The 23,896-nt window shown below is 65.8% G+C and carries 11 protein-coding genes; 3 read left to right on the top strand and 8 right to left on the bottom strand.

Translation table 11 applies throughout. The features are described from left to right. Nucleotides 1-320 precede the first annotated feature (320 nt). A complete protein-coding gene (locus POL67_RS26660; protein ID WP_271921985.1) occupies nucleotides 321-566 on the top strand; it encodes a hypothetical protein in 246 nt (81 codons plus the stop codon). On the opposite strand, the gene POL67_RS26655 is transcribed toward POL67_RS26660, so the two are convergent. The 6 genes from POL67_RS26655 to POL67_RS26630 all read right to left on the bottom strand — a co-directional run bounded on the left by POL67_RS26655 (nucleotide 563) and on the right by POL67_RS26630 (nucleotide 9,155). Next, complete coding sequence (locus tag POL67_RS26655) at nucleotides 563-742, bottom strand: hypothetical protein (RefSeq protein WP_271921983.1); 180 nt, start codon at nucleotides 740-742, stop codon at nucleotides 563-565. The genes POL67_RS26660 and POL67_RS26655 overlap by 4 nt on opposite strands. A 291-nt stretch (nucleotides 743-1,033) precedes the next feature. Next, on the bottom strand, nucleotides 1,034-2,485 hold the full coding sequence (locus POL67_RS26650) for a hypothetical protein (protein WP_271921982.1): 1,452 nt from the start codon (nucleotides 2,483-2,485) through the stop codon (nucleotides 1,034-1,036). Between the two features lie 802 nt (nucleotides 2,486-3,287). Then, nucleotides 3,288-4,511: a transposase gene (locus tag POL67_RS53720; protein ID WP_271921980.1), complete on the bottom strand. Its 1,224-nt coding sequence runs from the start codon at nucleotides 4,509-4,511 to the stop codon at nucleotides 3,288-3,290. Between the two features lie 835 nt (nucleotides 4,512-5,346). Further along, nucleotides 5,347-6,132 (bottom strand): hypothetical protein, encoded by a 786-nt coding sequence (locus POL67_RS26640; RefSeq protein WP_271921978.1) that lies wholly within the window; start codon nucleotides 6,130-6,132, stop codon nucleotides 5,347-5,349. 488 nt (nucleotides 6,133-6,620) lie between these two features. Further along, on the bottom strand, nucleotides 6,621-7,850 hold the full coding sequence (locus POL67_RS26635) for a hydroxymethylglutaryl-CoA synthase family protein (protein WP_271921976.1): 1,230 nt from the start codon (nucleotides 7,848-7,850) through the stop codon (nucleotides 6,621-6,623). Nucleotides 7,851-8,270: 420 nt separating this feature from the next. Then, the gene (locus POL67_RS26630; protein ID WP_271921974.1) at nucleotides 8,271-9,155 is read right to left on the bottom strand and encodes a LysR family transcriptional regulator; all 885 of its coding nucleotides are present in this window, start codon (nucleotides 9,153-9,155) and stop codon (nucleotides 8,271-8,273) included. A 156-nt stretch (nucleotides 9,156-9,311) separates the two neighbouring features. Here POL67_RS26630 and POL67_RS26625 point away from each other — a divergent pair, with 156 nt between their 5' ends. Continuing rightward, on the top strand, nucleotides 9,312-9,968 hold the full coding sequence (locus tag POL67_RS26625; protein WP_271921973.1) for a hydrolase: 657 nt from the start codon (nucleotides 9,312-9,314) through the stop codon (nucleotides 9,966-9,968). A 122-nt stretch (nucleotides 9,969-10,090) separates the two neighbouring features. Next, nucleotides 10,091-14,839, top strand: coding sequence for a hypothetical protein (locus tag POL67_RS26620; protein WP_271921970.1), 4,749 nt, complete (start codon nucleotides 10,091-10,093; stop codon nucleotides 14,837-14,839). A 147-nt stretch (nucleotides 14,840-14,986) separates the two neighbouring features. Here POL67_RS26620 and POL67_RS26615 read toward each other — a convergent pair whose 3' ends face one another. Both POL67_RS26615 and POL67_RS26610 read right to left on the bottom strand, forming a co-directional pair. Continuing rightward, nucleotides 14,987-16,096 (bottom strand): amidohydrolase family protein, encoded by a 1,110-nt coding sequence (locus POL67_RS26615; protein WP_271921968.1) that lies wholly within the window; start codon nucleotides 16,094-16,096, stop codon nucleotides 14,987-14,989. Between the two features lie 7 nt (nucleotides 16,097-16,103). Then, nucleotides 16,104-23,537 carry a non-ribosomal peptide synthetase gene (locus POL67_RS26610; RefSeq protein ID WP_271921966.1) on the bottom strand — a complete coding sequence of 2,478 codons (7,434 nt, stop codon included), beginning with the start codon at nucleotides 23,535-23,537 and terminating at the stop codon, nucleotides 16,104-16,106. Nucleotides 23,538-23,896 lie beyond the last annotated feature (359 nt).

The raw sequence follows: 23,896 nt of genomic DNA, 5'->3' as shown, positions 1-23,896 counted from the left end.
AAAAGCGACGGAGCCACAATCTGTCGTGTGCTGGCAATACGCGGAACTGTCTCATGATCTAGCAAGCTAGACCACTTGCGCGAGTCCTGTAAAGCACTTCTTCGGGAGGATGAAGCGCAGAAGCGGAGGCGGAGGCGGAGGCGGGAGCGGAGGCGGACGCCGGACCAGATGGCAAGCTCCCGGTCGACGTTGCCCTGAGGTGGTAGCGGAAGCGGAAACGGAGGCGAGGGGCGGGTGCGAACACGGACGCGGACGAGGCGACCAATGCTCAGCGGATGCGGGGGTGGCATAACCGCGGCCTCAATCGCGGTCTGGGCTCGATGACCACGGGGAAGATTCGCGGCGAGGTCGACCAGGGCAGCGACGGCCGGGCCGTGCGTCGGGGCAAACCCATCGAGAGCGAGCTGGTCGACGAGCGGATCGACGTGCTCGGCGGCGGGGTGCTCGGCGCGCTCGAGGTGCTCGTCGCGGAGCACGCGAGACGCACCGTGCCGCGTCTTCATAAATGCCAGATCAGCCCCCCCGGATGCGGGGGCGGCAGAAACGTCCTCTCGAGCGCGGTCTAGCCCCACGGACCTCGGGGGAGATTTCGAGGGAGGCCGACCGCCCTTGTCGAGGCCCCGCTGTGCGTCGGGGCAAACCCATCGAGCGCGAGCAGATCGACGTGCTCGTCGACGTGGAGCTCGTCGCGCTCGCGTCGCTCGTCGACGAGCACGCAACACGCATCGTGCCACGCCTTCATAAGTGCCAGATCCTCCCCCCCATGGGGGGTGGGCATAAACGTCCCCTCGAGCGCATCGTTGTTTTCTCTACGGGGGCCAATCGAAACCAATAGAGAGCTGCTCGTTCGAGCAATGTCATTGTGAGTGCTAATGCCTCAGCATCCGATGGAAATTCATTCACATGTTCGTTAACCCAATCTCGTATGAGCTGAGCAAGATCCGAATGTCCTTTGATTTGCATCGAGAGGGCGGGGGGGTCTTGGGTTCCATTGCGGGAGATGAACGGTGTCGCGCCGACCGGAGCGCACAGCTCAGAGGTGCGTGACAAGTGCGACTTGGTTTAGGTGGAGACTGACCTCACAGGGATCGCGCGGTGGTATGGAGGAATACGGCGCGCGCTGCGCCGGATCGAGGGCGGCGCTGGGCTTGGTTGGACAGGGGTTGTCGTGGGTCTGCTGCGACTCAATGAGTTGGTTGTGTAGGCGCAGGGAACCAATCATGGAGAACCCCAGAAGTGGTCGCTGTACCGAGGGGCTGTACCAGAGTCTGTAAGCAGACAAGACCGCTTGGCTGTCAATGCGGTGGGTGCTGAGCACAGTCCCGTCCTTGCTGCGATGCTCAAGGCCGAGAGAGTGGGTGGCGCCAAACGAGTGAGGACCGTTGGGGTAATGGCAATTGCGGATACCCGGCGGACAGCGCCAAGGAAGCGTGTGCGCATCCAGCGAGAGCTGGCGAAGGCTAAGCCAGGTTCCGTCGGGAAGAGAGCTCAGGGCGACGGTCTGGTCGCGCATATGAGCGGGCTCGGCCACGCGCTTGCGCAGGGCTCCTGTGGCGCCATCTAGGAACAGAAACAGACGCGTAGTTTCAGCGGGACGGGGCTCGGGCATCCAGGGAATAGGTACAGTCGTTCCCACGATCGCCGGCTGCAGGCTGAGGACGATCTCACCCGATGAGAGCTGTGTGGCTGACGGATACTCCGGGTGGTCATAGATCACGCAGGAGCTGGAGAATGCGGCGATCCAAGGAGTCGTAGCGGAAGCGGGGAAGCGTGCGACAAATGCGCTCGGGGAATGGTCGCTGGCGGGCTGGCGCAGCGATGCCGTACCGTGCTTACTAACCCCCGCGAGCAGCAGCGATCCAGCGGCATCGTATGCCAGGGTGTTGAGTGAGAAATAGGACGTGACGTGGCCGTAGATAACATGCTCGGCGGAGACCGTGCCCTGCGCATCAAGGCGAGAGACCAGAGCTTGGCCCCACGAGTGCAGGCCGGCGACTGCTGCCTCGCCGCTTGCATGCAGGGCCAGCCGGTCGATGCTGACCAATGAAGGTATGGCCGTGATGGACGTGGGATGCAGAGCCGCATCCAGACGGACCAGGAAGGCGCCGGGCCCGGGAATCCCGAGCAGAAGTCCAAGATCGCGGGCGGCATTTTCGGCGTTTTCGCTGTAGATGGCGATTGCTGCGGCACGCTCGGAGCCGACGGCAATCGCTACACGCTTCAGCAAACGGCTGGGCCAGCTCCCTGAGGCGCGGACCTGCCCGTCAGGTGACAGGCGTAGCAGGCGAAGCTGGCCGCCCTGCTCGATGGCGGCGAGTACATCCCCGCCAGGGAACAGCGCCAAGTCGACTAGCGAGGTCTCTTGTCCATCCATACCACGCTGCCAAATGTCAAAGGCCACCGGACGAACCGCCGGTTGAGTGTGCGTAGCAGTGGTGGGCGCCGCACAGTCGACACAGGAGAGAATGATTGCCAGAAGAACCATGCCGAGGCTGCTTGCAAGCCGCCGCCCCCGCGGGGTGGCCCCGAAAGCCGAGTCCGGCCAGGGGCTTCTCGGGGCTCGCGTGTCGTTCCTGGCGGGACTGGCCCGCTCTGACCCTCGGGCACTTCGGGAGCTCGTGCTTGTCTGTAGCAAGCGCGGACAATACGCGAGCCATCAGAGGGCAGCAATGCGAATTCGCATCAGGCCTGTCCGCCTCAACAGGTTCGTAGCGATGGACGCGACGGCGAAGGCTTTCATGTCAGTGCAAGATCCGCCGAGCGCCTAGGGCAAACAAACCGGGATTTCGTCCTCCCCGGCGCGTAGCACGCTTCTCGCGCGGCGGGCAACCGTGCCCTTCCACACCGCGTGGAGACCCCGCTTCCTGCCCTGGGGCTTCATGCTCTCCGTCTTGAACGAAATTTCTTGACTGCAGGGCAAACCTGTGCGTCCACGACCGATGCTCATCGGACGCGTGAAGGGGGCCGAACCCACAGCCCTGAGGTCGGCACGGAGGCCGGCCTCAGCGCGGAAACGGCAGCGAGAGTTGGCCCCTCGGCGCTCTTGGCCTCCTCGGCGGCCCGCGTGCAGGGAGCCCGGCTCGAGCCGTTCCCTCCGCGATCGCGTCGGGTGTGAGCGCCACCGCCCGCCAGTGCATATTGCCCGAACACTTGGGGCACACCGTCACATCAATCGCGAAGACATGCCGCAGAAGCCATGCCCACGGCTTGCGGCGCGTCTTGCTCGCATCAAAACCCGATTGCGCTTCGATTTGCTTGAACAACGAGAGCTGTTCAGCGCTTGGTATCTACAAGGTCGCAGGGGTGGACTCCCCCGCCAGAGCCGAGGGGCGCGCAGCTGCCACGACGTGGCTGCGCAACGCCGCATTCGGGGCAAGCACTCCATGAAATCGGATCATGTGAAACCGTGGCGGCGGTATCATTGCGCATACCCTTGCCAAGAACTCGTGCGGCTCGAAAACGACGAATCGCGTCCCGTCGCGCCACACCTTCTTCAACTCATAACGCAACTTCCCTCCAGCGACCTCGACGAGCCGTTCTTGTGCAATCGGCGGCCGGGCCAGATACCGGCAGAGCCGCTCCACACGCTTGCGATCACGACCATCGATGGCCGCCCCCGCATGAACGTCGAAGCCCATGACCACGGCCATGCGCTCATCGTCTCGTGTTCGATCGCGCTCCACCACCCGAAGCGCAGGCGCACGAGCAGCCGCACCATAACAAGCGGCAAGTGCTGGATCGAAATCCTCCGAGGTATTCCCTTCGTCGCAAAGCCCGTCCACCGATCGACCGCGCTTCTTCAGCGTGGCGACGACCCGCTTGGCCGTGCGCTCGGCAATCTCGTACACCTCACCTGCCGTCGGCGCCGGAAGCGCACGGAAGGCGGGCTCTCCCGTCGTATCATCCCGCACATAGATCCCGTCCAGCGCGAGCGTGTGCACATGCACATTGAGCCGAAGTGCCGAATCGAAGCGCTGGATGAACGTCACCGCCCCTGCAAACACATGCTCGACGCTCGCAAGCCCGAACAGATGCTTCGCTCGCCGCCGCAGCGAACGCAAGAGCTCCTCCACGAATGCACGCACCACCTCGGCGCAGAGCTCCCGGTCATATCCAACGAGCGTCCGCAGCCCCCACGGTAGCGAGCACACCCATTGCCGGATCGGCACCTCGGGCAGGACGTGCTCGGTCAGGTGCACCGCGCCGTCGCTCATCCGTCGCCCCAGGCAAGACGGGCAGAAGCCGCGTCGCTTGCAGCTGAAGCTCACCAATCGCTCAAAGCCACAACCTTCGCACGCCACACGAATAAACCCATATTCAAGGATCCCGCAGCGAAGATACTCCTCGACCTCCCGCACCACGAACCGCGGCAACGGACCGATGGTCTCCACTCGCTCGCGAAAGGATTGCCAGTGCGCGGCCACGACACGGTAGAGGACCGTCTCCTCCGGCCGATGACGCTCGTAGCGATGGCCTTCGTGAGAGGAGTGCGCGGCGCCGGCGAGTCCCACGCGCTCCGCCTTTGCGCGCGTCGTGCCATGCGAAACACCCGCGCGATGTCGCTCATCTCATCCATCGCGCGATGGCGGCCGCCACCCCTCCGCCATGGCGGCCGCCAGCCTCGGGGCGCGGGCATTCTTCCGTGGAGCACCCGATCGAGATCCGCGAGCAGGGCGGCAACCTGATAAACGTCGTCACGCGCGCTCATCGTGGGGCTCCCGTGCTTAAGTGCCGGAGTCTGTCCGCTGTCGCAGCAAGTCCATGAGTATCTGCAATTGTGCCTCGTCGAGTTGTCCCGAGGGGGGCATCATCTGCGAGTACGGCGTGTCGCGCACCAGGGGACGTCGAAACGGTAACATGAGCGCGCGAGCGGGGCGCCCCGGGGTTGCCCCCCGGGGCTCCTCGGGCATTTAGGGCGCCTGCCCCCTACCTCTGCTTATGTGTCGATTGGCGGGATCGGCTACCAGAGACGGCTCGCGCCGGTGCTCGCGGCGCGCGCACGGTAGCCATCGCGGCAAGTAGATTCGCCACCGCACCGTGTGCCGCGCGCGCCGCATCGTGGGATGCGTCCCCCTTTGGAAGCAACGTGAAGAGCTTGCCTGCCGCGTCGTGCGCGACGCCTGCTGCCTCGATGTCCCCCACCGCGGCGGCTGTGATCTCCGCCTGGATCAGCAGCGCCAGGAGAGCGGACCGCGGATCCGGCCCGGGGACCCCCGAAAGGGCGGCGGCAAGCTCCGAAGTGGCACCAACCCGCGCGAACGGGGCCGATCCGTCGTCTACGGCTGCAAAATCCGACGGGAAACGCCGGGGCAGGGGTTCCGGAATCCGTGGCGGAAGCGAACCTCCTCAGCCCGTCGTGTCCCCCGCTGCAGGCGACTCCTGCTTGCCGTTCTCCTTCCGCGTGGCGCGTGCCGCCGCCCCTGCGCGCAGCTTCGCCATGGCATCGAGCAGCGGGGCGAGCAGCACCTTCCCCTCCTGAATGCGCGCCGCATCGGACCGTTTGGCCCGGCTCGACACGTACCGGCGCAGCCGCACCATCAGCTCCACCCATTCCGTCTCGGCATCACGGCCTGCGTCGATGTGTGCGCGCTTCTCCGTGCGCGCCTTCTCGACCTCGGCGAGCAGGGCATCACTCTTGAGAATGGCCTTCTCCCACCGCTCCAGCCAAACGGTCGGCAGCTCGATGGCCGCCAGCGTGGCCGCGTGTTCGGGCGCGCGGAGCACGAGCAGGGCCTCGCGGCAAACGCGATTCTCGTCGGCGATCGGGTCGTCCACGTGCGCGAGGCCATTGGGAAAGGCGGCCTGGTGCAGGGCGAGGGCGCCGAGGACGTTCGGGCTGACGCGGCGCCGCGACTCCACGCCGATGTACCCCTCGATATGGCGATAGCAGGTATCGACCTCGTCGTCGGCGGCTTCGAGCTGCGCGAGCCGGGCGGCGCGCTCGGCGTGGGCGAGCACGTTCCCCGTGACGTGCGCGTCGAGGGCGTCCGTGATGTCCGTGCATTCGCTGATGTAGATATCCAGCGCGGGCTCCGGCGGGCCTTTGGCCGCGCGTGCCTCGAGGTTTTCCTTGATCTTCCTGGCGATGTCGCGCTTCTCCGCGCGCGGGATCTGGTTCAAGCTGGCACCCATGGGTCCTCGTGTTTTCCCCCCAAGTCTGCCCGCGAACGTAGCAGGCCTTGCCTTTCGAAGGCAAGAGGCGCACGGATCCGACGCGAACGAGGGGGAAACGTTCCTGGCTGCGTCATCGTCACGCTGGGAGGGCCTGGGGAACGTTTCGCGGTGCGTCAGAGCAAAGCTAGGAGCGAGGGGGGAACGTTCCCGGCTGCGTTCTAGCGTGGCGAGGAGGAGGGTCCGGCTGTTCCCGGTTGGGTTCCAGGCACGCTGGGAGGAGGGTCGGGCCGGTCCTGGATGGGTTCCAGGCACGCTGGGAGGATGGGGGGAAGGTTCCGGGCTGCGTGATGGCCAGGCGAGGAGAATGGCGGGGCCGTCCCCTGCCCCCTCCGGACGAAGCGAGAAGGACGAGGGGAACGTTCCGGAGGTTGTCCTCGCCAGGCTAGATACGCGACGGGAGGATTCCCCGGTGGCGGGTAGGCCGGCGTGGGGCGTTCAGGGCCTCGTCAAGCGTACGCGTACACCCGCCGCTCGTTCGAATCGACCCCGAGATACACCGCGCGATCCCATTCGTTCGCCTTGCCTCGCGGCCGCGCGCTCTCCGGCGCCGTACGGCGATCGGCAGCGGCATCCTCCGCGCGCAGGCGCTCGTACTCGGCGACCGTCATGCGCTGGCTGTCGCGCAGCGGCCCGTCGATGTCCAGTCGATCCACGAGCGCGGCGGCCTCCGGGGTCGTCCTGCCAGCGAAAAACTCCGCGCAGCAGCCGGATCCATAACTGAAGAGCCCAATCCGCTTTCCGGCGATCTCCCGCGCTTGGGCGTTCAGGAGGGAGGCGAGCGCGAGGTAGAGCGAGCCCGTGTAGACATTGCCGATCCGGGACGGCAGGTCGAGGGAGGGCTCCACCTCCACCCCGAAGGACGCGTCCGCGGCCTGCTCGGTCGCGCCCTCCAGCATCCGGCGGTGCCGGTGGGCCTTGCGGGCCATTTTCCCATAAGGGACGTGATAACAAGTCCGCACGAGCGGCTCGTCCGCAGCGCCGTCGAGGCGGCGCCAGGCATCGTAAGCGCCTTCCAGGGCGTCGAGGTAACATTGCACCGAGTAGTGCCCATCGACGAGGGCCTCTTTGTGGTGGAGCGGACGCCAGAAATCGTGCACGTCGCGTGCAAAGGTGCCGGTCTGGCCCACCTCGAGCGAGAGGAGCCGCGGCTTTTCCCGGACGAGCAAGGCGACGGCGCCCGCGCCCTGCGTCGGCTCACCGGCCGATCGAAGGGGATATCGTGCAATGTCCGTGCAGACGACGAGGGCGGCGCGCCCACGGGCCGAGCCGGAGGCGATCCAGTCGACAGCGCTGAGCAGCCCCGCAGTGCCGCCAAAGCAAGCGTGCTTGGCCTCGAACATCCGGCAAGCGCTCGGCAGCCCGAGCAGGCCATGGACGAACGCGGCGACCGGCTTCGAGTGGTCGACGGCGGTCTCGGTGCCGACGATGCAAAGGCCAATCTCCGCAGGGTTCGCGCCGGATCGTTCGAAGAGGCGGCGGGCCGCGTTGACAGCCAGGGTCACAGGGTCCTCGTCGGGCGCGGCGATGGTCATCTGGCGTGTACCGAGCCCACTGAGGTACTTCGACGGCGGGACCCCGCGCGCTTCGGCAAGCTCGGCGAGGTCGACATAACCGCGGGGCACGCTCAAAGCCATCGCATCGATCCCGACGTCGGGCACGTTTTTCCAAGCATTCATGCGGCGCAGCCTAGAGGAGGCGCGTGCATGCGCCGAGGAGACGCGAAGGAGGGTCGATGGTCTCTTCTTGGGGCCGTCGCGCCGGGGCGCTGCCCCGGACCCCGCGGGGGCTGTCCGCTCCTCGACCCGGACCAGGCACGGCCTGGACCGAAGGTGGAAGAACTGCGCGGTGCGCAGTTCTTCCAACGGGCCGGTGGCAAGACCATGGAGGTGGGTTCCAAGCTGGCGACGGGTGCGTTGCCCGTTGAACCAGCAGCGCTGTGGCCTTGGTGGGCAGGGTCGTCGCTGGTCTTGCCAGCGGCTGTTCGATGAACTGCGCATCGCGCAGTTCATCGACCCCGAGTCCAGCGCTTGCGCTGGTCCGGGTCCAGGGGCGGATAGCCCCGGTGGGGTCTGGGGCAACGCCCCAGCTCCGCGCCGTCAGCCGTGAATGCGGATCCGTTTGGCGACGAGATCGATGAAGGCGACCACCTTCGGTGAAAGCTGGCGTGTCGTCGGGTAGAGCGCGTGCACCGGCACGTCGGCGGGGGCGCCCCACTCGGGGAGCAGACGACGCAAATGTCCTTTGCGAAGGCCGTCCGTGTAGAGGTGCTCGGGCAACCAGGCGATTCCGACACCCGCGAGGACGGCCTCGCGGATGAGCTCCTGGTCGTTTACGGTCAGCCGCGGCGTGATGCGAACCTCGGTCCGCTTCCCGCCGGATTCGAAGATCCAGACGTTCGGCGTGGCGTTGACACCAAAGGCGACGCAGGAATGCTTCTGGAGATCGGCCGGCGTCTGCGGAATGCCGTGTCGCTTGCAATAGCTCGGCGCGGCCACGAGGGCGGTCTTCGCCGTGCCGAGGTGGCGCGCGACCAGCATCGAGTCCTGCAGCGGTCCGGCCCGGATGGCCATGTCGAAGCGCTCTTCGACGAGGTCGACCCTGCGGTCGGTGCAGACCATTTGGATCTGAACGTCCGGATGCCGCTCGAGGAATTCGGCGACGATGGGCCCCAGCATGTCGAACCCGAGCGGGACCGTCACGCGCAGAAGGCCGCGGGGCGCCGCTTGCAGGCGACCGACCGCCTGTTCGGCCTCCTCGATTTCACCCAGGATGGCGGCGGTGCGCTCGTAATAGATACGTCCTGCATCCGTGAGGCTGAGCTTGCGGGTCGTGCGTTGCAGCAGCCGCGCGCCCATCCGTTCCTCCAGCTCGGATATCTTTCGGCTCACCGTCGACTTCGGGAGGCCCAGGTGCCGCGCCGCCGCGCTGAAGCTGCCCGCCTGCACGACGCGTACGAAGACGAGGATCTGGTTCAGGTCCATGTCGTTCCGGAGGTGGAACGGTCCTACCCGGAATCCCCCCCTGGTGCAAGAGGAGGAACCGCGGCATGGTCCGCATGCGTCTTCGACGACGAGGCGCTCGCGACGTGCATCCCGCGTGGGTGAGCGGGGCCCGACGAGCGCCAAAAAGGAGATTTCATGAGCGGTTCAAGGAACGCCAAGGTCGGGCTCGATGCGCTGCTGACGCCGGAGAACTCCGTGCTCGTGCTGATTGACCACCAGCCGTATCAATTCGCCAATCTGCACAGCCACGAGCCGACGATGATCGTGAACAACGTCATCGGCCTGGCCAAGACCGCCAAGGCGTTTGGCGTGCCGACCATCCTGACGACGGTGCTCGAAGAACGGGGCGGCTACCTGATCAAGGGGCTGCAGGACGTGTTCCCGGAGCAAAAGCCGATCAATCGGACGTTCATCAATACCTGGGAAGACCGCCGTGTCGTCGAGGCCGTGGAGAAGACGGGCCGAAAGAAGCTCATCATCGCCGCCCTCTGGACCGAGATTTGTCTCGCCATGCCGGTCATTCACGCGCTTGGCGAAGGCTACGACGTCTACATCGTGACCGACGCGTCGGGCGGCGTGACCGCCGAGGCGCACGACATGGCCGTGCGACGTATGGTCCAGGCGGGGGCCGTGCCGATCACGTGGATGGCCGTGGGCGGGGAATGGCAGCGCGACTGGGCCCGCGAGAAGACGGTGGCGGGCATGGCCGATCTTCTGGGACAACATGGCGGCGCGACCGGCGTCGTGACCGCCTGGGAGTGGCAGCTCCTCGGCATCCATCAGGCCAAATAGCTCCGCGGAGCCCTTCGTCTCCCCTCCCCCGCCGCCGGTGTCTTTGGCATCCAATGTTCGTTTGCAAGACGTGTAATTGTACTTGCAGCGGACGGCCCCCCGTGCCACGTGTCAGGGTTATCATGAACCCAGTGCAACAGGGGATATCGGGGCACCCGAGGGGGCGCACCACGTTCCGACAGTTCTTCACGACGGCCTTGCTCTTGCTCGGCGGAGCCGCGCTCTCCGTGCCAGGGTGTGAGCATCCCGAGGGGGAGCCACCGAGCGATCCGGCGCCCGCCGCACCTGCGGCCGGCGCGGACAACCACGCGAAAGCTCCCGACATCGATCTGGACGGCGTCATGCGGCGCGCTCACTTCGCCTTCCGGCCCGAAGGCGAGCGCTTCTCCGGGGGGCATACCACGTACGCGGTGACGGCGAATGCAAGCGAGTTGCGCGTCGCGCCCGTGCTTTCCGGAGAGAAGGGCGGCGAGCTCTCGGACGCGCCGCTCGTCGTGACGCTCGCCGACATTGCGCGCGGAGGCGCGTCGCTGCTCGGGCCCGCCCCGCGCGCGGGGATCGACGAGGAGGGGCAGCTCGAGATCACGCGCGGCGCCGCGGTCGAGCACCTGGAGAATACCGAAGAGGGCGTGGAGCAGAGCTTTTCCTTTGCGGACAAGCCTGCGGGTAAGGGCGACCTCGTGGCGCGGCTCGATGTCTCGGGCCAGGCGTACGCAGGGACGACCGAGGGGGGCTTGCATTTCAAGGACGAGGCGACCGGCGCGGGCGTGCGTTATGGCAAGGCCACGTGGATCGACGCCCGCGGGACGAAGACAAACGTGCCCGTGACCTACCAGGACGGCGCGATCGTGATCACCGTCCCTGCCGCCGCGGTCGAGGCGAGCGTGTATCCGGCCGTGCTCGACCCGGTGATCGGGCCCGAGATTGCCATCGATGTGCCCGTGAGTGGGCAGGCGTATGGGCCCATGGAACAACCCGACGTGGCCTACGGCAACGGGAGCTACCTCGTCGTATGGGCGGACCAGCGTGTAGGCAGCAGCGACATCTTCGGGACGCGTGTCTCGTCCGCGGGCGTGGTCCTCGATCCGAATGGGATCGTGATCTCGGCGGCGGCGGGAGAGCAGAGCGAGCCCACGCTTGCATGGGATGGAACCCAGTGGATGGTCGTGTGGAACGACCGCCGCCCGAACGACACAGGCATCTTCGGCACGCGCGTGAGCGCCGCCGGCGTGGTTCAGGAGCCGAATGGATTTGTCGTCGACACTTCTCCTAGCGCTGAGGGGACGGACATCGTGTGGACCGGCTCGACGTTCATCGTGGCCTATCGCGTGAGCGGGGTCCGGGTGACGCTGGTAAGCTCGAATGGCACGGTGGGGGCCACCACTACCCTCGCCAATACATACCCCGTGGAGTATTCCTCACCGAGGATCATGATGTACGGTGGGGAAGTGCGTGTTTTCTTTAAACAGTCGTCGTCGCCCCACTACGTGAGGCTCACGCCGGCAGGCGCGCCGCTCGACCCGGAACCCATCCCCGTGCCGAGCGCCTCCACGCCGGCCTCTCTCGAGGTCACCACCGATGGGACGACAGGGGCCCTTTTCTGGACGCGTTACGATAGCGCGATCAACAAGGTCAACGTTCATTGGAGGACGCTCCCGGGCAACGGCACCGGGCAGGCGTTGACGGGCGGCGCCGTGAACGCGGGCCTCGAGAACGTCGCCGCGACCTCCTTCAATGGCCACCACTACGTTTTCTGGGCCGAACCACAAGGTTCGACCTTCACCATTGGCGCCACGAAACTCGACACCATGGGCGTGGTGAAGGCGTCCGCCTATGTCTACACGGGCCCGCTCGACTACGACAACGAAAACGCGATAGCCGCGAGCAACGACGGCACGAACCTCCTCTTGACCATGAGCCGCGGGAACGAGATCGTCGCCCTCCGGCTCGACAGCTCGCTCGCGCTGATCGGCGCTTCGCCCACCGTGCTCTCGTTGGGGAAGAACAGGGAGGGCGATCCGGTGGTGGCCTACAATGGGTCGAGCTGGCTCGTCACCTGGACCGATTACCGCACCGGCCCGCAGTCCGACATCTACGGCGCGCGGATCGACACGAGCGGCACGGTCCTCGATCCGAACGGGATCGCGATCACGACCCACGCGCAGGCCCAGAGCGCGCCGAGCGTCGCCTCCAACGGCACGGACTGGCTGGTGGCCTGGACCGATGCGAGAAACTCGTCCCTCGCCTTCGACATCTACGGCACCCGCGTCTCGGCCAGCGGCACGGTGCTGGATCCTGCCGGCCTGGCCGTCGGCAAGCACAATTTTCAGCAAGCGGAGCCCGCCATCGCCCCGGCAGGTGCGGATTACATGGTGGTCTGGAGGGACAGCAACGACGGCATCCGGGGCACGCGCGTCTCGCAGGCCGGCACCGTGCTCGATCCGCTGGGCTTCGACATCGACCCCGAATACGCTGTGCCTTCCATCGCGTACAATGGTACCGACTATCTCGTCGCCTGGCCGGCTGGAACCTGGGTGGCTGGAGGGATCCGACGCGTGAGCCCCGCGGGCGTGGTCCTCAGCACGGTGAGGCCGTTCCTTGTCAACCCGGAGATCGCCTCGAATGGTACCGATTGGCTCGTGGTCGATAGCGGCGGTGATGTGAGGGGCCTGCGCGTCGCGGCCGATGGCACCCTCCTCGGCTCCTTCATTCCTATCTCGTCCACGACGAACGCCCAGGACAAGGCCAGAGTGGCCTGGGACGGCAGCCAGTACGTGGCGGTATGGGAGGACGAGCGCAACGGCGTGGGCCAGGATGACATCTATGCTGCCCGCATCTCCCCGGACGGCGTCGTCGTGGATCCCGCTGGGCTGCTCATCACGGGCGGCATTCTGCCGGAGCGGACGCCCGCCATCGCGGCGGGGCCGAAGGGCAAGGTCCTCGTGACGTACAGCGCCGCCGACACGAGCCCCGGTGTATGGGCATTCCGCGCCAGGGCCCGGATCGTGGACACGCTGGATCCGAACGGAACCGCGTGCCTCAAGGGCTCGCAATGCCTCACGGGCTTCTGCGTGGAGGGCTTCTGCTGCGATACTGCCTGTGATGGGTCCTGTCAGGCCTGCTCGGCGGCGAAGAAGAGCGCGGGCTCGAACGGGACGTGCGGGCCCATCGCGTTCGGCTTCGATCCGGACAACGAATGCGCGGTGCAGGCGTTGTCGACCTGCGGCACCATGGGCGTGTGTAGCGGCAACGGGGCCTGCGCGCTGCATCCGGCGGGGACGTTCTGCGATCCGGCCTGTTCCGGCGATGCCGTGCAGACCCGCGTCTGCGACGGGCTCGGCGGCTGCGTAGCCTCGGGCGCCCCGCAGAGCTGCGCGCCGTACACCTGCGCGGGCGGCGCTTGCAAGAATGCCTGCACCACCAACTTCGATTGCTCGGCGGGATCGGCCTGCATCGGCGGCACGTGCAAGTTGCTCGTGCCGGACGGCACGGCTTGCGCGGTCGCGGCGGAATGCCAATCGGGGAGCTGCGTGGATGGGGTCTGCTGCAATACGGCCTGCGCCGGCCTCTGCGTCGCGTGCACGGCGGTGAAGAAGGGCTCCGGCACGGACGGCGTCTGCGGCGCCATCGCGGTGGGCGTGGATCCGGACGACGAGTGTCCCGCGCAGGCGCAGGAGAGCTGCGGCAGCACGGGCTTCTGCAATGGCGGCGGCGCGTGCCAGCTCTGGCCCCAGGGCGTCGCGTGTGGCCCGACCTCGTGCCAGGGCAACGTGGTGAAGGGCCAGATCTGCGACGGTCAAGGGACGTGCACGAACGAGCTCGCCGGCAAGGACTGCGCGCCTTATGCCTGCGCGAACGGGGCGTGCAAGACCTCGTGCGCCTCGAGCGCGGATTGCCTGCCGGGGAGCGCCTGCAATGCCGGGGTGTGCGCCGTCGTGGGCGGGCTCGGGCAGGCGTGCGCCACGGCGCTCGATTGCCAGTCGGGCTTCTGCGTGGACGGCGTTTGTTGTGACTCGGCGTGCACCAGCAAGTGCCAGGCCTGCGCAGCGGCGAAAAAGGGGCAAGGACAGGACGGGAGCTGCGGGCCGGTGGCCCTGAACCAGGATCCCGACAACGAGTGCGCGGTGCAGGTCCCGTCCACGTGCAAGCAGAATGGTTCGTGCGACGGCAACGGGGCCTGCGCGTTGTGGCCTGCCGGGACGGCGTGCGCGCCTGCGGGGTGCAGCGGCGCGACGCAGACGAGCGCGTCGTTATGCAACGGTCAGGGGACGTGTGTGCCGGGCAGCGTGGAGGCATGCACCGAGGGATACAAGTGCGTCGGAGAAACATGCGCCACGGGATGCACGGAGGACGCATCGTGCGCGACCGGGTACTTCTGCGACACGACGTTCGGCGCCTGCGCGCCCAAGCCCGCCGCGGGCAGCGGCGGCAGCGGTAGCGCCAGCAGCAGCGGTAGCGCCAGCAGCAGCAGCAGCGGCGGCGGTAGCGGCGGCGGCGGCGGCGGCAGCGGCGGCGGCGGCAGCGGCGGCGGCGGCGGCAGCGGCGGCGGCGGCGGCAGCGGCGGCGGCGGCAGCGGCGGCAGCGGCGGCAATGGCGGTGGCGGCGGCAGCGGCGGCGGCAATGGCGGTGGCGGCAGCGGCGGCAATGGCGGTGGCGGCAGCGGCGGCAATGGCGGTGGCGGCACCGGCAGCGGCACCGGCACGGGCAGCACCACGAGCACCGGCAGCGGCCCAAGCGCCCCGCCGTCCGGTTCCGTCAACTGTAGCTGCCGGACCGCGGGGGAATCGACCTCGTCGCGTCTCGGCGCCTCGCTTGTCCTCGGGCTCGTGGCCCTGGGCATGAGGCGCCGAAGGCCCCGCGCGGCCGCATGATGCTCGCGCTGGGTCAGGGGTGACGGAATTCGAAGCGGAGGCGGAAGCGGTCCGGCGGGGACCCTTCCGCCGGACGCGGAAGGTCCGAGCCAGGCACTCGACCGCCTTGCCCCGCGGCGAGGACGAAGGGCCTCACGCCTCGTCGCATCAAAGACGATAGAAGGTCTTTGGATTATCCCAGGTCAGCTTGCGTGCAAAATCGTCACTGATGACGCGTGCTCCCGCGAGCATCTTGGTGACGGACTCGCGATCGGAGTCGACGTGGGGGAAGTCGCTGCCGCACAGGATGCGGTCTTCGCCGACGCAGTCGATCACCTGCTTTAGGCAGGGCTCCTTGGGCTCCCAGGCGATGTAGCATTGGCGGCGGAAGTAGTCGGAGGGCGGCATGCGCACCGTGCCCTCCACCTCCCAACCGAGCTGCTCATACTCCTCGTCGAGGCGCCAAAGCCAGTAGGGCAGCCAGCCGCATCCTGACTCCAGAAAGGCAATACGCAGCTTTGGATGACGCTCGAGGACCCCCGATTCGAGCAGGGATAGAAACGCCATCATTTGCTCCATGGGGTGGGAGCAGGCGTGCACCGCGAAACGCTTCGTAAACCGATCCGAGCCGGTGGTGGCCAACCGCGAGTGGGCGCCTTCATGGACACCGACGGATACATCGAGCCGCTCACACGCGGCCCAGAATGGCTCGTAGGCGTTGTCTCCAAGCATGCGGCCGCCCACGGGATTGGGCCGCACGAACACCGTGCGCGCCCCCCGCGCGACGAGCTTCTCGAGCTCGGCCACCAGCAGCTCCGGGGCATGTAGATTGACGGCCAGCACGGGTTTGAGAAAGTCGGGAATACGAGCACAGTAGTCGAAGAGCCAATCGTTGTAGGCCTGGACCAAGGCTCCTGCCAGGCCTGGATTCATGCCGTCGACCGACCACATCCACAAGCCGAAGGTGGGGAAGACGAGGGCTTGATCGACCCCACGCTCCCCGAGCGTATTTGCATGGAATTCCGGTGACATTCCCTCCGCGGTCCACACCTCGGGGTATGGCGCAGACGCCTCTGCATTCTCGACCAGGCGATTCGTGACTACGTGCGTGAAGTCGTCTCCTTGCAGGGTATAAGGCACGTATCGGCGCGATCCGTCGGGATAGGCGGGAGCGTATTTGAAGCCGACATGTTCGAATCGTCTCGCTGCCTCATGCCATACGGCATGAGGCTCTATCACATGGGAATCGGCGTCAAGAATGCGAAATCCGTCTTTCATCGAGCGACTACCTTTCTCGGGGGGACGACTCCTGTCCGAGCATGATCTGCTGAATCCGCGATACGAGCGGCGGGTGCTCCAAAAACAGATGGCCACCAGGCCAGGTGTGATGCTGGAAAGCGCCACGGGAGAGATGGGCCCATGGCATGAGGTGCGGGCGCTCGACCCAGATGTCTTCTTCGCCACCCCAGGCCGTGAGAGGACAAGACAAGGGCTGCGCCTCGCGATAGCGGTAATCGCTGAACAGCAGAAGGTCTGCGCGCAGCGCGGGGATGACGCCCGCCACCACGTCCGCGTCAGCCGTCCAGGAGGAGGAGGGGTCTATCCGAGCGGCGAAATGCAGAATCTCCTCGTTCGAGCTGCTAGCGTGGAAGTGCAGCGGATTGTCCAGTTGCGGCGCCCGACAAGCGCCGACGATCAGCATGTCAGGGACCATCCCATGCGTGTGCTCGAGCCGCCTTGCCAGCTCGAATGCGATGAGAGCGCCCAGGCTGTGGCCGTAGAGGACAAACCGCCTTCTCGGCTCTTGGAGGATCTCTTCCTCGAGATGGGTGATCACCTCCCCAAAGCGCGTGATCGGCGATTGGGCCGCGTGAATTTCGCGTCCCGGAAGCGCGAGGGCCCACACCTCCACGTCATGGAGCTTCGAGGCCCACGGGCGGAAGGCCGAGGTCCCTGCGCCCGCAGGGGGCAGCGCGTAGAGGCGGGGCCGCTCGGGCCGGGGCGGGCTCAATCGCTGCAACCATGTGCTCTTGGGAGCTGTGGCATGGCTGCCGGTGTCCGTCGTGTCGTGTGAGGAGAGCGCAAGTCGGGTACCAAGCGCTTTCAGGGTGGGGTATCGAAACAGATGGGCGATGTCGACTTCGACCCCAAGCTCCTTGCTCAAGCGGCGTTGGAGGCGCACCAGCTTGAGCGAGCTGGCGCCGAGCTCGAAAAAGGAGCGTTTTGGATCGAGGTCGAGCGTGGAGACACCCAGTACATCAGCTGTGAGGACCTTCAGACGATTCATGAAAGAATCTGGAAGCGGTTGCGTCGAAGCGACAGCTTGCTCCTGGGCCTGTATGCTCGCGCGGGGATCGGGGAGCGCTGCCCGATCGACCTTGCCATTGGCAGAAAGCGGGAGGTGCTCGAGCGTGAGCACATAGGTGGGCACCATGTAGTCGGGCAATCGCTGCGCGAGCCAGGCGCGGAGCTTGCTGGTCAGCTCTGCATGGGGCATGGGGGGGGCGTCGCAAAGCACGACAAAGGCCACGAGCTGGCTCGCGGATCGGCGTGGCCCGACCGTGTCGATACAGGCTTGTTGCACCAGGGGATGCTGCTCCAGTTGCCAGGCGATTTCGCCGAGCTCGATCCGGTAGCCACCGATTTTGACCTGGTGATCCTCGCGACCGCAAAATTCGATGTTGCCATCGAGCATCCAGCGTCCGAGATCACCGGTCTTGTAGAGGCGTTCTCCGGTGAGCGGGTGGGTGAGGAAGCGCTCGGCGGTGCGCTCGGGATCGCCGTAATACCCGCGCGCCAACCCCGCGCCGCCGGCATAGAGCTCGCCAATGATTCCCTCAGGCCGCTCTCGAAGGCGGCTATCGAGCACATGGTAGCGGTGATTTCGCAACGGTCGCCCGTAAGGGATGCTGGTCCACACCGGCGGAACCTCCTGAATCGTATAGCCGATGGACCAGATGCTCGTCTCCGTGGGCCCGCCCAAGCTCTGCACGTGACATCCTGGGACCAGCGCTCGAATGCCATCGGGCAAGGTCACCGGGATCCAGTCACCGCTCAACATGGCGAGGCGCAGGGTCTGAGGTACGATCCCCGGGCGACCATCTGCATGCTCGACGAGGAGCTGCAGCATGGCGGGTGTGGAGTTCCAGATGGTGACACCTTCGGCACGCATGCGTGATGCCCAGTGCTCAGGATCTCGACTCTTCTGAGGGAGCACCAGCGTTGCGCCCGCGCTCAATGTACCGAAGATGTCCCAGGCCGAGAGATCGAAGCCGAGGGCGGATACACCGAGGACGCGATCCCCAGGCCCCACAGCGAACCGGTCATTGATATCGGCAATGGTGTTGGCCACGCTGCGATGCTCGATGGCGACGCCCTTGGGCTGCCCCGTGGAGCCAGATGTAAGAAGAACATAGGCGAGATCCCGGAGATGTCGCCGGACAGCCAGAGGCTCATCGCGATAGCTGTCCCACGGCTCGTTGTCCGAGACGCCGATGACGTCGAGCGTGTCCGGCCATTCTTCGCAAGAGTAGCGCGGCTGTGTAAGTACCCGTCGAACGCGCCCTCGCTTCAGGAGGTCGTGGCGCCGCAGCGCGGGAAGATCTGCGGCGATGGGGTAATAAGCGCCGCCGGCTTCCAGAATCGCCAGCACGGCAACGATCTGCTCCCAGCCCTTGTGCATCACCACGGCGACCAGCTCGTCGGCCTCGACGTCGCCTTGCTCGCAGAGGCGGCGAGCGAGGCGGCGGGCCCGGCTGACCAGCTCGCGGTAGGTGATCCGGCGCGATCCATCGATGACGGCCACGGCCTCGGGCCGCTGGCGAGCTTGCTCCAAGATCGGCGTATGCAGCAGATGCTCCGGCAGGGGGGCCTGGGTCGCATTGATGGCAGCGCGTGCATCCAGGGTGCGCTGCGGAAGGAACGACGGTGCCGGGCCGGTCCAGAGCGCGGGCTCGCTCGCGAGGCGCCGAAGCACATCGACATAGGCATCAAAAAGGTCGTCGATCATGCCTGCAGGAAAAAGGTCCTCGACCACATCCCAATGGAGCCACAGGGAGCCGTCGACCTCGAGGAGCAGGTGGTCCAGACAGACCTGAGGCGTTTGGGTCGCCCACGCAGGCGCTCCCAGAATCGGAGGAAATCCAGCGAGGTCCTCCGCCGTGATCCCGGCAGAATGTCCGAGCATCGTGGTGAACACGATGGGGAACATCTCCGGCACGTCGGCCTGCTGTCCGAAGGTCCTCAACACCTCCACAGCACTGACTCGGCCATGCGCCTGATCTTCGGCGATCTGGAGCTGAAGGTTTCGGGCGCGCTCCTGCAACGACAGATCGACGGATAAATCAATCGGAATGAGCGAGACCGCGGCATAGTTGCCGATGGTGTCGTTGATTTGTGGATGTATCGGGAGAGGTGCGTCGAAAGGCACGTTGATGGTGAATCTCGGGCTCTGAGACCAGGCGCCCAAGGCTTCGACGAAGACCGCCAGGGCCAATGCAGAGGGCGTGACTCCATGGTGGGCACATCGCTGCTTGAGCGATGACCAACGAACTTCGTCGACGACCCGCATTCCCGCTCGATATCGTTGCGAGATCACTCCTGCCAGAGGTCTCGTGTAGGGCAATGCCGGAGCAGGCGGTAGATCCTGGAGGCGAGCGCGCCAGTACCCGCGGTCCCCCTCTGCCGGCAAGGTTTGATACCATTGCGAATAGTCTCGGAAGCTCACCTCGAGCGGGGGGAGATCTCGTCCAGCGTAGATGCGAACGAGATCGCGAAAGAGAATCTGGATGCGATGGCCGTCCGCGATGATCGAGTCTACGCTGAAATGAATGCGATCCCGCGCGTCTGGCAGGTGTGTCAGATGAATGGCGAAATGAGGCCATCGATCGAGCTCGAAGGGGCGGCCGCAAAGGCGCTCCCGCAGCCGGAGCGACTGCTCCTCGGCTTGTTCCCGGCTCAGCTTCCGTAGGTCGAGCCGCGGACAGGTGTACGCTGGTACCTCGGCCATGATCCGCTGCAATCCGTCCTCTTGAAACACGACGCGAAGCATTTCATGTCGGCCAATGAGCGCGTTGACGGCGCGATCGAGGCGTTCTGGATCCAAAGGCTTCACGTCGAGCTCTACGTACGCCTGGCAGCCCACACCACCGAGAGGGAATATCGGTTGCCGCCCGACCCAGTAGGCTTTCTGTATCGGCATCAGGGCGAAGGGTTCATGGCGGGCGGCTGGACGTGGAAGCAGCGGCGGTGGCTTCCTCTGGTCGCGTCTCTTCGGAGACGCTGCGATCCTGGGCGCCAATTTCTCGATGGTGGGTGCCATGAGCAAGGTCGAAGTCGAGAGGTCGATCCCGAACGCTTCACCGATGTGGCGTGCCAATCGAATGGCCTTGAGCGAGTCTCCCCCCAAGTCGAAGAAGCTATCCTCGACCCCCACCCTGTCGATTCCGAGGATATCGGCCCATAACACGGCGAGCTTGCTTTGTAGCTCATCGCTGGGTGCCACATAGGCCTGCCCTGGGCCTCCGACATGTGCCGGGGTTGGCAAGTTCTTACGGTCTATCTTGCCGTTCGGCGTGAGTGGCATGGCTTCGAGCACGACAATCTGGCTTGGCACCATGATCGGCGGCAGATGCTCGCGAAGCACGCGGCGTAGCTCGACAGGATCAGGGTTATGGCCAGGCGCCGCCGTGACCCAAGCTACGAGATGGGGGTCCCCGGCAATCTCGCGGATCGAGGCCGCCGCTTCTTGTACGATGGCGTGTCGCTCGAGAGCGCGCTCGACCTCTTCGAGCTCGATTCGATTTCCGCGCAGCTTGACCTGATGGTCGATGCGGCCAAGGAAATCGAGCGCGCCATCGGGGCGATGGCGGACCTTGTCCCCCGTGCGATAGATCCGCTCGCCCGCTCGAAAGGGATCGTCCAGGAACCGTTCTGCAGTCAGATCTCGGCGGTCGTGGTAGCCGCGGGAGACGCTGGCTCCGCCAATGTACAGCTCGCCAGGCACCCCCACCGGAACGGGGCGGCGGTGGCGATCGAGGACATAGCAGCGAGTATTCGATATCGGACGGCCAATGGGGATGCTCTCGGGTACGCCGATGACGTCGTGCATCGTGACGCCCACCGTGGTCTCGGTAGGGCCATAAAGATTGGTGACGCGGCCTGTACAGAGCGCGCTTAGCTCCTGGGCCAGAGCACGGGAAAATGCCTCGCCGCCGACCCACAACTGCTCGAGCGAGCCGAGGATCCTGCGCGCATTTGCATCTGCACACAAGATCCGCAGGAGGGAGGGTATCCCGAGCATGTGTGTAACGGCATGATGCGGAGCCAAGCAGCGCTCGACTTGAGCGGGCTGCAGGAGGGACATGGCGTCATCGACGAGGGTGACCCTGAGGCCATGCGTCAGAGGCCAAAAAATTTCCAATATGCTAGCGTCAAAGGAGAGGTTGGCGACAGCCAACGAGTTCCCGGGTGGGTCATGCTCGATCGAGCGATCCATCGCGAAGAAGAGATTCAGCAGATTGCGATGCTCGACCATGACCCCATTGGGTCGGCCCGTGGACCCCGACGTGTAGATCACACAGGCCAGGCTCTCTGGACGTGGATCGGCGGCGGGGGCTTCTGTGGATAATTGCGCAATGGTAGGCCACTCGGTATCGATGCAGACGAGCTCGGCTTCGTGGGGCGGCAGTTGGGGGACGAGATGCGCCTGTGTCAGCAGGACTTTTACGCGGGCGTCCTCGAGGAAGAAGTGGGTCCGCTGCTTCGGCGAGCGGGGATCGATGGGCACGTAGGCGCCGCCGGTCTTGAGCACGCCGAGCAAGGTCACGACCACATCGACACCACGCTCCATGCAGACGCCGACGCGATCCTCCCGCTCCACGCCTTTGGCGCGCAGGTGCTCGGCGAGCTGGTTCGAGCGGTGCTCGAGCTCGGCGTAGCTGATCTCGGTGTCCTTGTCGGCGACGGCGATGGCGATGGGCGTCCGGGCCGCCTGCTCGCTGAACAAGTGGTAGATGGACGTATCCGCGCGATGGCTGGCGGCGGTATCATTCCAGGTATACAGCAGCAACTGCCGTTCCGCATCGGACAGCAGATCGAACGAGACCAGCGGCGCGTCAGGGGCGCGCGCGATGCGCTCGAGGAAGCGGGTGAGGCGCTGCTGCAGGTCGGTAATGTGCTCAGGGTCGAATCGGGTGGTGTCGTAGCCGAGCACGCAGGTGCGATTGCCAAGATCCATGGCCACGGTCAGGGCACTACCGGCTGCGAGAGGCCCGTCATCCGGGCCATTCCATTGCTCGACACCGATGGGGAGAGCGCGCCCGACGAGTTCGGGGCGGCCGCGCAACATGGGGTGGCGTCCCATGGCATCATGAAGCCAGGTGCCGCGCGTGCGCAGGCGGTGGCGTTCTTCGTTCAGCGTAGCTACGAGGTCGAGGAAGCTGCCCTCGCCGAGGACGATCTCCACGGGCACGTGGCTCGAAACCCAGGCCTCGAGCCCGCAGGTCTGCTGGCGCAAATCGGTATCCTGAAGCGCGAGGTGATAATGGTCGCAATCACAGAGCACGCTGAAGAAGGCGGCAATCGCGGCGAAGAGCGCATTCCCGAGTGCGTCGGCGAAGCTCTGGCAGAAAGCTTCGGGGATGCCCACTTCACTCCGGTTGGTGACCCCGCTGGGGGTGGCGATCCGAAGATGAGGGAGCTCCGGACGCACGAGCGCGACGAGTCGGTTCGCCCAGAATGGCTCCGAGCGGGCCATGACTTCATTCAGCTCATCGAGCCGTCGCGCGGTCTCGGGGGCGAGGTTGTCGCAACACATGCCGAGGACCAGGCCGAGCTTGTCGATCGCATCGCTGATGGACAGCGCCTCCCCATTACGAGTGGCGAGCCCCTCGATGACGAGCTGGCCTTCGCCGGTCGCAAGGGTGATGGAATCCTCGCGGATGCCGGTGATCTGACCTGGGGAGCCCTCCGCAGCGCCGGAGACGGCGTGGGCGCGGGCAACGACCACGACTTGGCCGCCCAACACGAGCATGGGTGAGCCGAGCGCGTTCGGATGATAGGGGCCGAAGTCGAGGGCGCGGACCATCGCTTCGAGTTCGACCGCTGGGCGCTTCCAGTCCAGGATGCATGCGGCGGCAGGCCGCCGGTATTCGCCGTAATGGCTGCCTTCCCCCTTCTGCGGGCGAGGATCGAGCGCATTGCGCTCGATCGCGTCGAGGAGGAGGTCGAAGCCGGCCAGCGCTTCCTCGAAGCAACGTAGATTCAGGGTGTGAGAGGTCTCCTGCTGCCTGATGCCAAAACGCCGCTGCACGAGGATCTCACTGGCGCCGATATCGGCGCTCATGGAATGCCAGGTGACGCCGTGCTCCTCGACGCGATCCATCAGCGCCCAAGCGGTAGCATGGGCCCCGGCATAACGTGGCAAAGGGCTGTCGTGGAAGTTGATGGCCCCCTGCTTGGGAAGCGCCAGCGTTTCAGGGGAAAGCACGGCGGGATCGACGATGCTGAACAACCAGCCAAATGGCGCCGCCCCGGCCATGGCCTCCGGATTCTCGTGGACGGTGAGCCCGTGTTCTCGAGCCTGTCGCAGCAGCCTCGGCTCGGGGGTGATGACGCTGCGAATGGTCCAGCCACGTGCCAGCAACCGCTTGCCGAACTCGAGCAGCAGCGTATCGACACCCATCAGCACACAGCTTCGATCGTGAATGATCTGATCCACGAGTGCCTCCTGAATGATGTCGAGGCCCTATCGCATAGGCGAGGAGGCCCTGTCCAGTAGAAAGTGTGTGGCCTTAGTGCTGCCCCACCAGGTTCGTAGCGGTTGGGGCGGTGTGTTATTACATCGTCCCGGAATTCGTGGTGGCGAGACAAATGGTACATCGCTCGTAACGGCAATCGATTCTTCAGGAGCGCCCCACAGAGGCGCCCCTCGTCGAGCACGACCTCTGCCTGGACCCTTTCGCGTGATCAGGTGAGGCGCCGGCGCGGCATGCTGCAAAGGGCACGCAAAGCTGCAACGCCGGGGCCTACGGGACGTTGCAAGATTCGAACGAATATGCAATAGGCTCATCGAAGTGC

This window comes from Polyangium mundeleinium (assembly GCF_028369105.1).
Classification (GTDB): domain Bacteria; phylum Myxococcota_A; class Polyangia; order Polyangiales; family Polyangiaceae; genus Polyangium; species Polyangium mundeleinium.
The sequence above is the reverse complement of the archived record's forward strand: the minus strand, read 5'-3'. Positions and strand labels throughout refer to the sequence as shown.

Bases quoted from the DNA above. Each gene is read 5' to 3' on its own strand.
- POL67_RS26640 (WP_271921978.1), bottom strand. From the start codon at position 6,132: ATGGGTGCCAGCTTGAACCAGATCCCGCGCGCGGAGAAGCGCGACATC.
- POL67_RS26660 (WP_271921985.1), top strand. From the start codon at position 321: ATGACCACGGGGAAGATTCGCGGCGAGGTCGACCAGGGCAGCGACGGC.
- POL67_RS26630 (WP_271921974.1), bottom strand. From the start codon at position 9,155: ATGGACCTGAACCAGATCCTCGTCTTCGTACGCGTCGTGCAGGCGGGC.
- POL67_RS26655 (WP_271921983.1), bottom strand. From the start codon at position 742: ATGAAGGCGTGGCACGATGCGTGTTGCGTGCTCGTCGACGAGCGACGC.
- POL67_RS26615 (WP_271921968.1), bottom strand. From the start codon at position 16,096: ATGAAAGACGGATTTCGCATTCTTGACGCCGATTCCCATGTGATAGAG.
- POL67_RS26650 (WP_271921982.1), bottom strand. From the start codon at position 2,485: ATGGTTCTTCTGGCAATCATTCTCTCCTGTGTCGACTGTGCGGCGCCC.
- POL67_RS26625 (WP_271921973.1), top strand. From the start codon at position 9,312: ATGAGCGGTTCAAGGAACGCCAAGGTCGGGCTCGATGCGCTGCTGACG.
- POL67_RS26635 (WP_271921976.1), bottom strand. From the start codon at position 7,850: ATGAATGCTTGGAAAAACGTGCCCGACGTCGGGATCGATGCGATGGCT.
- POL67_RS26620 (WP_271921970.1), top strand. From the start codon at position 10,091: ATGAACCCAGTGCAACAGGGGATATCGGGGCACCCGAGGGGGCGCACC.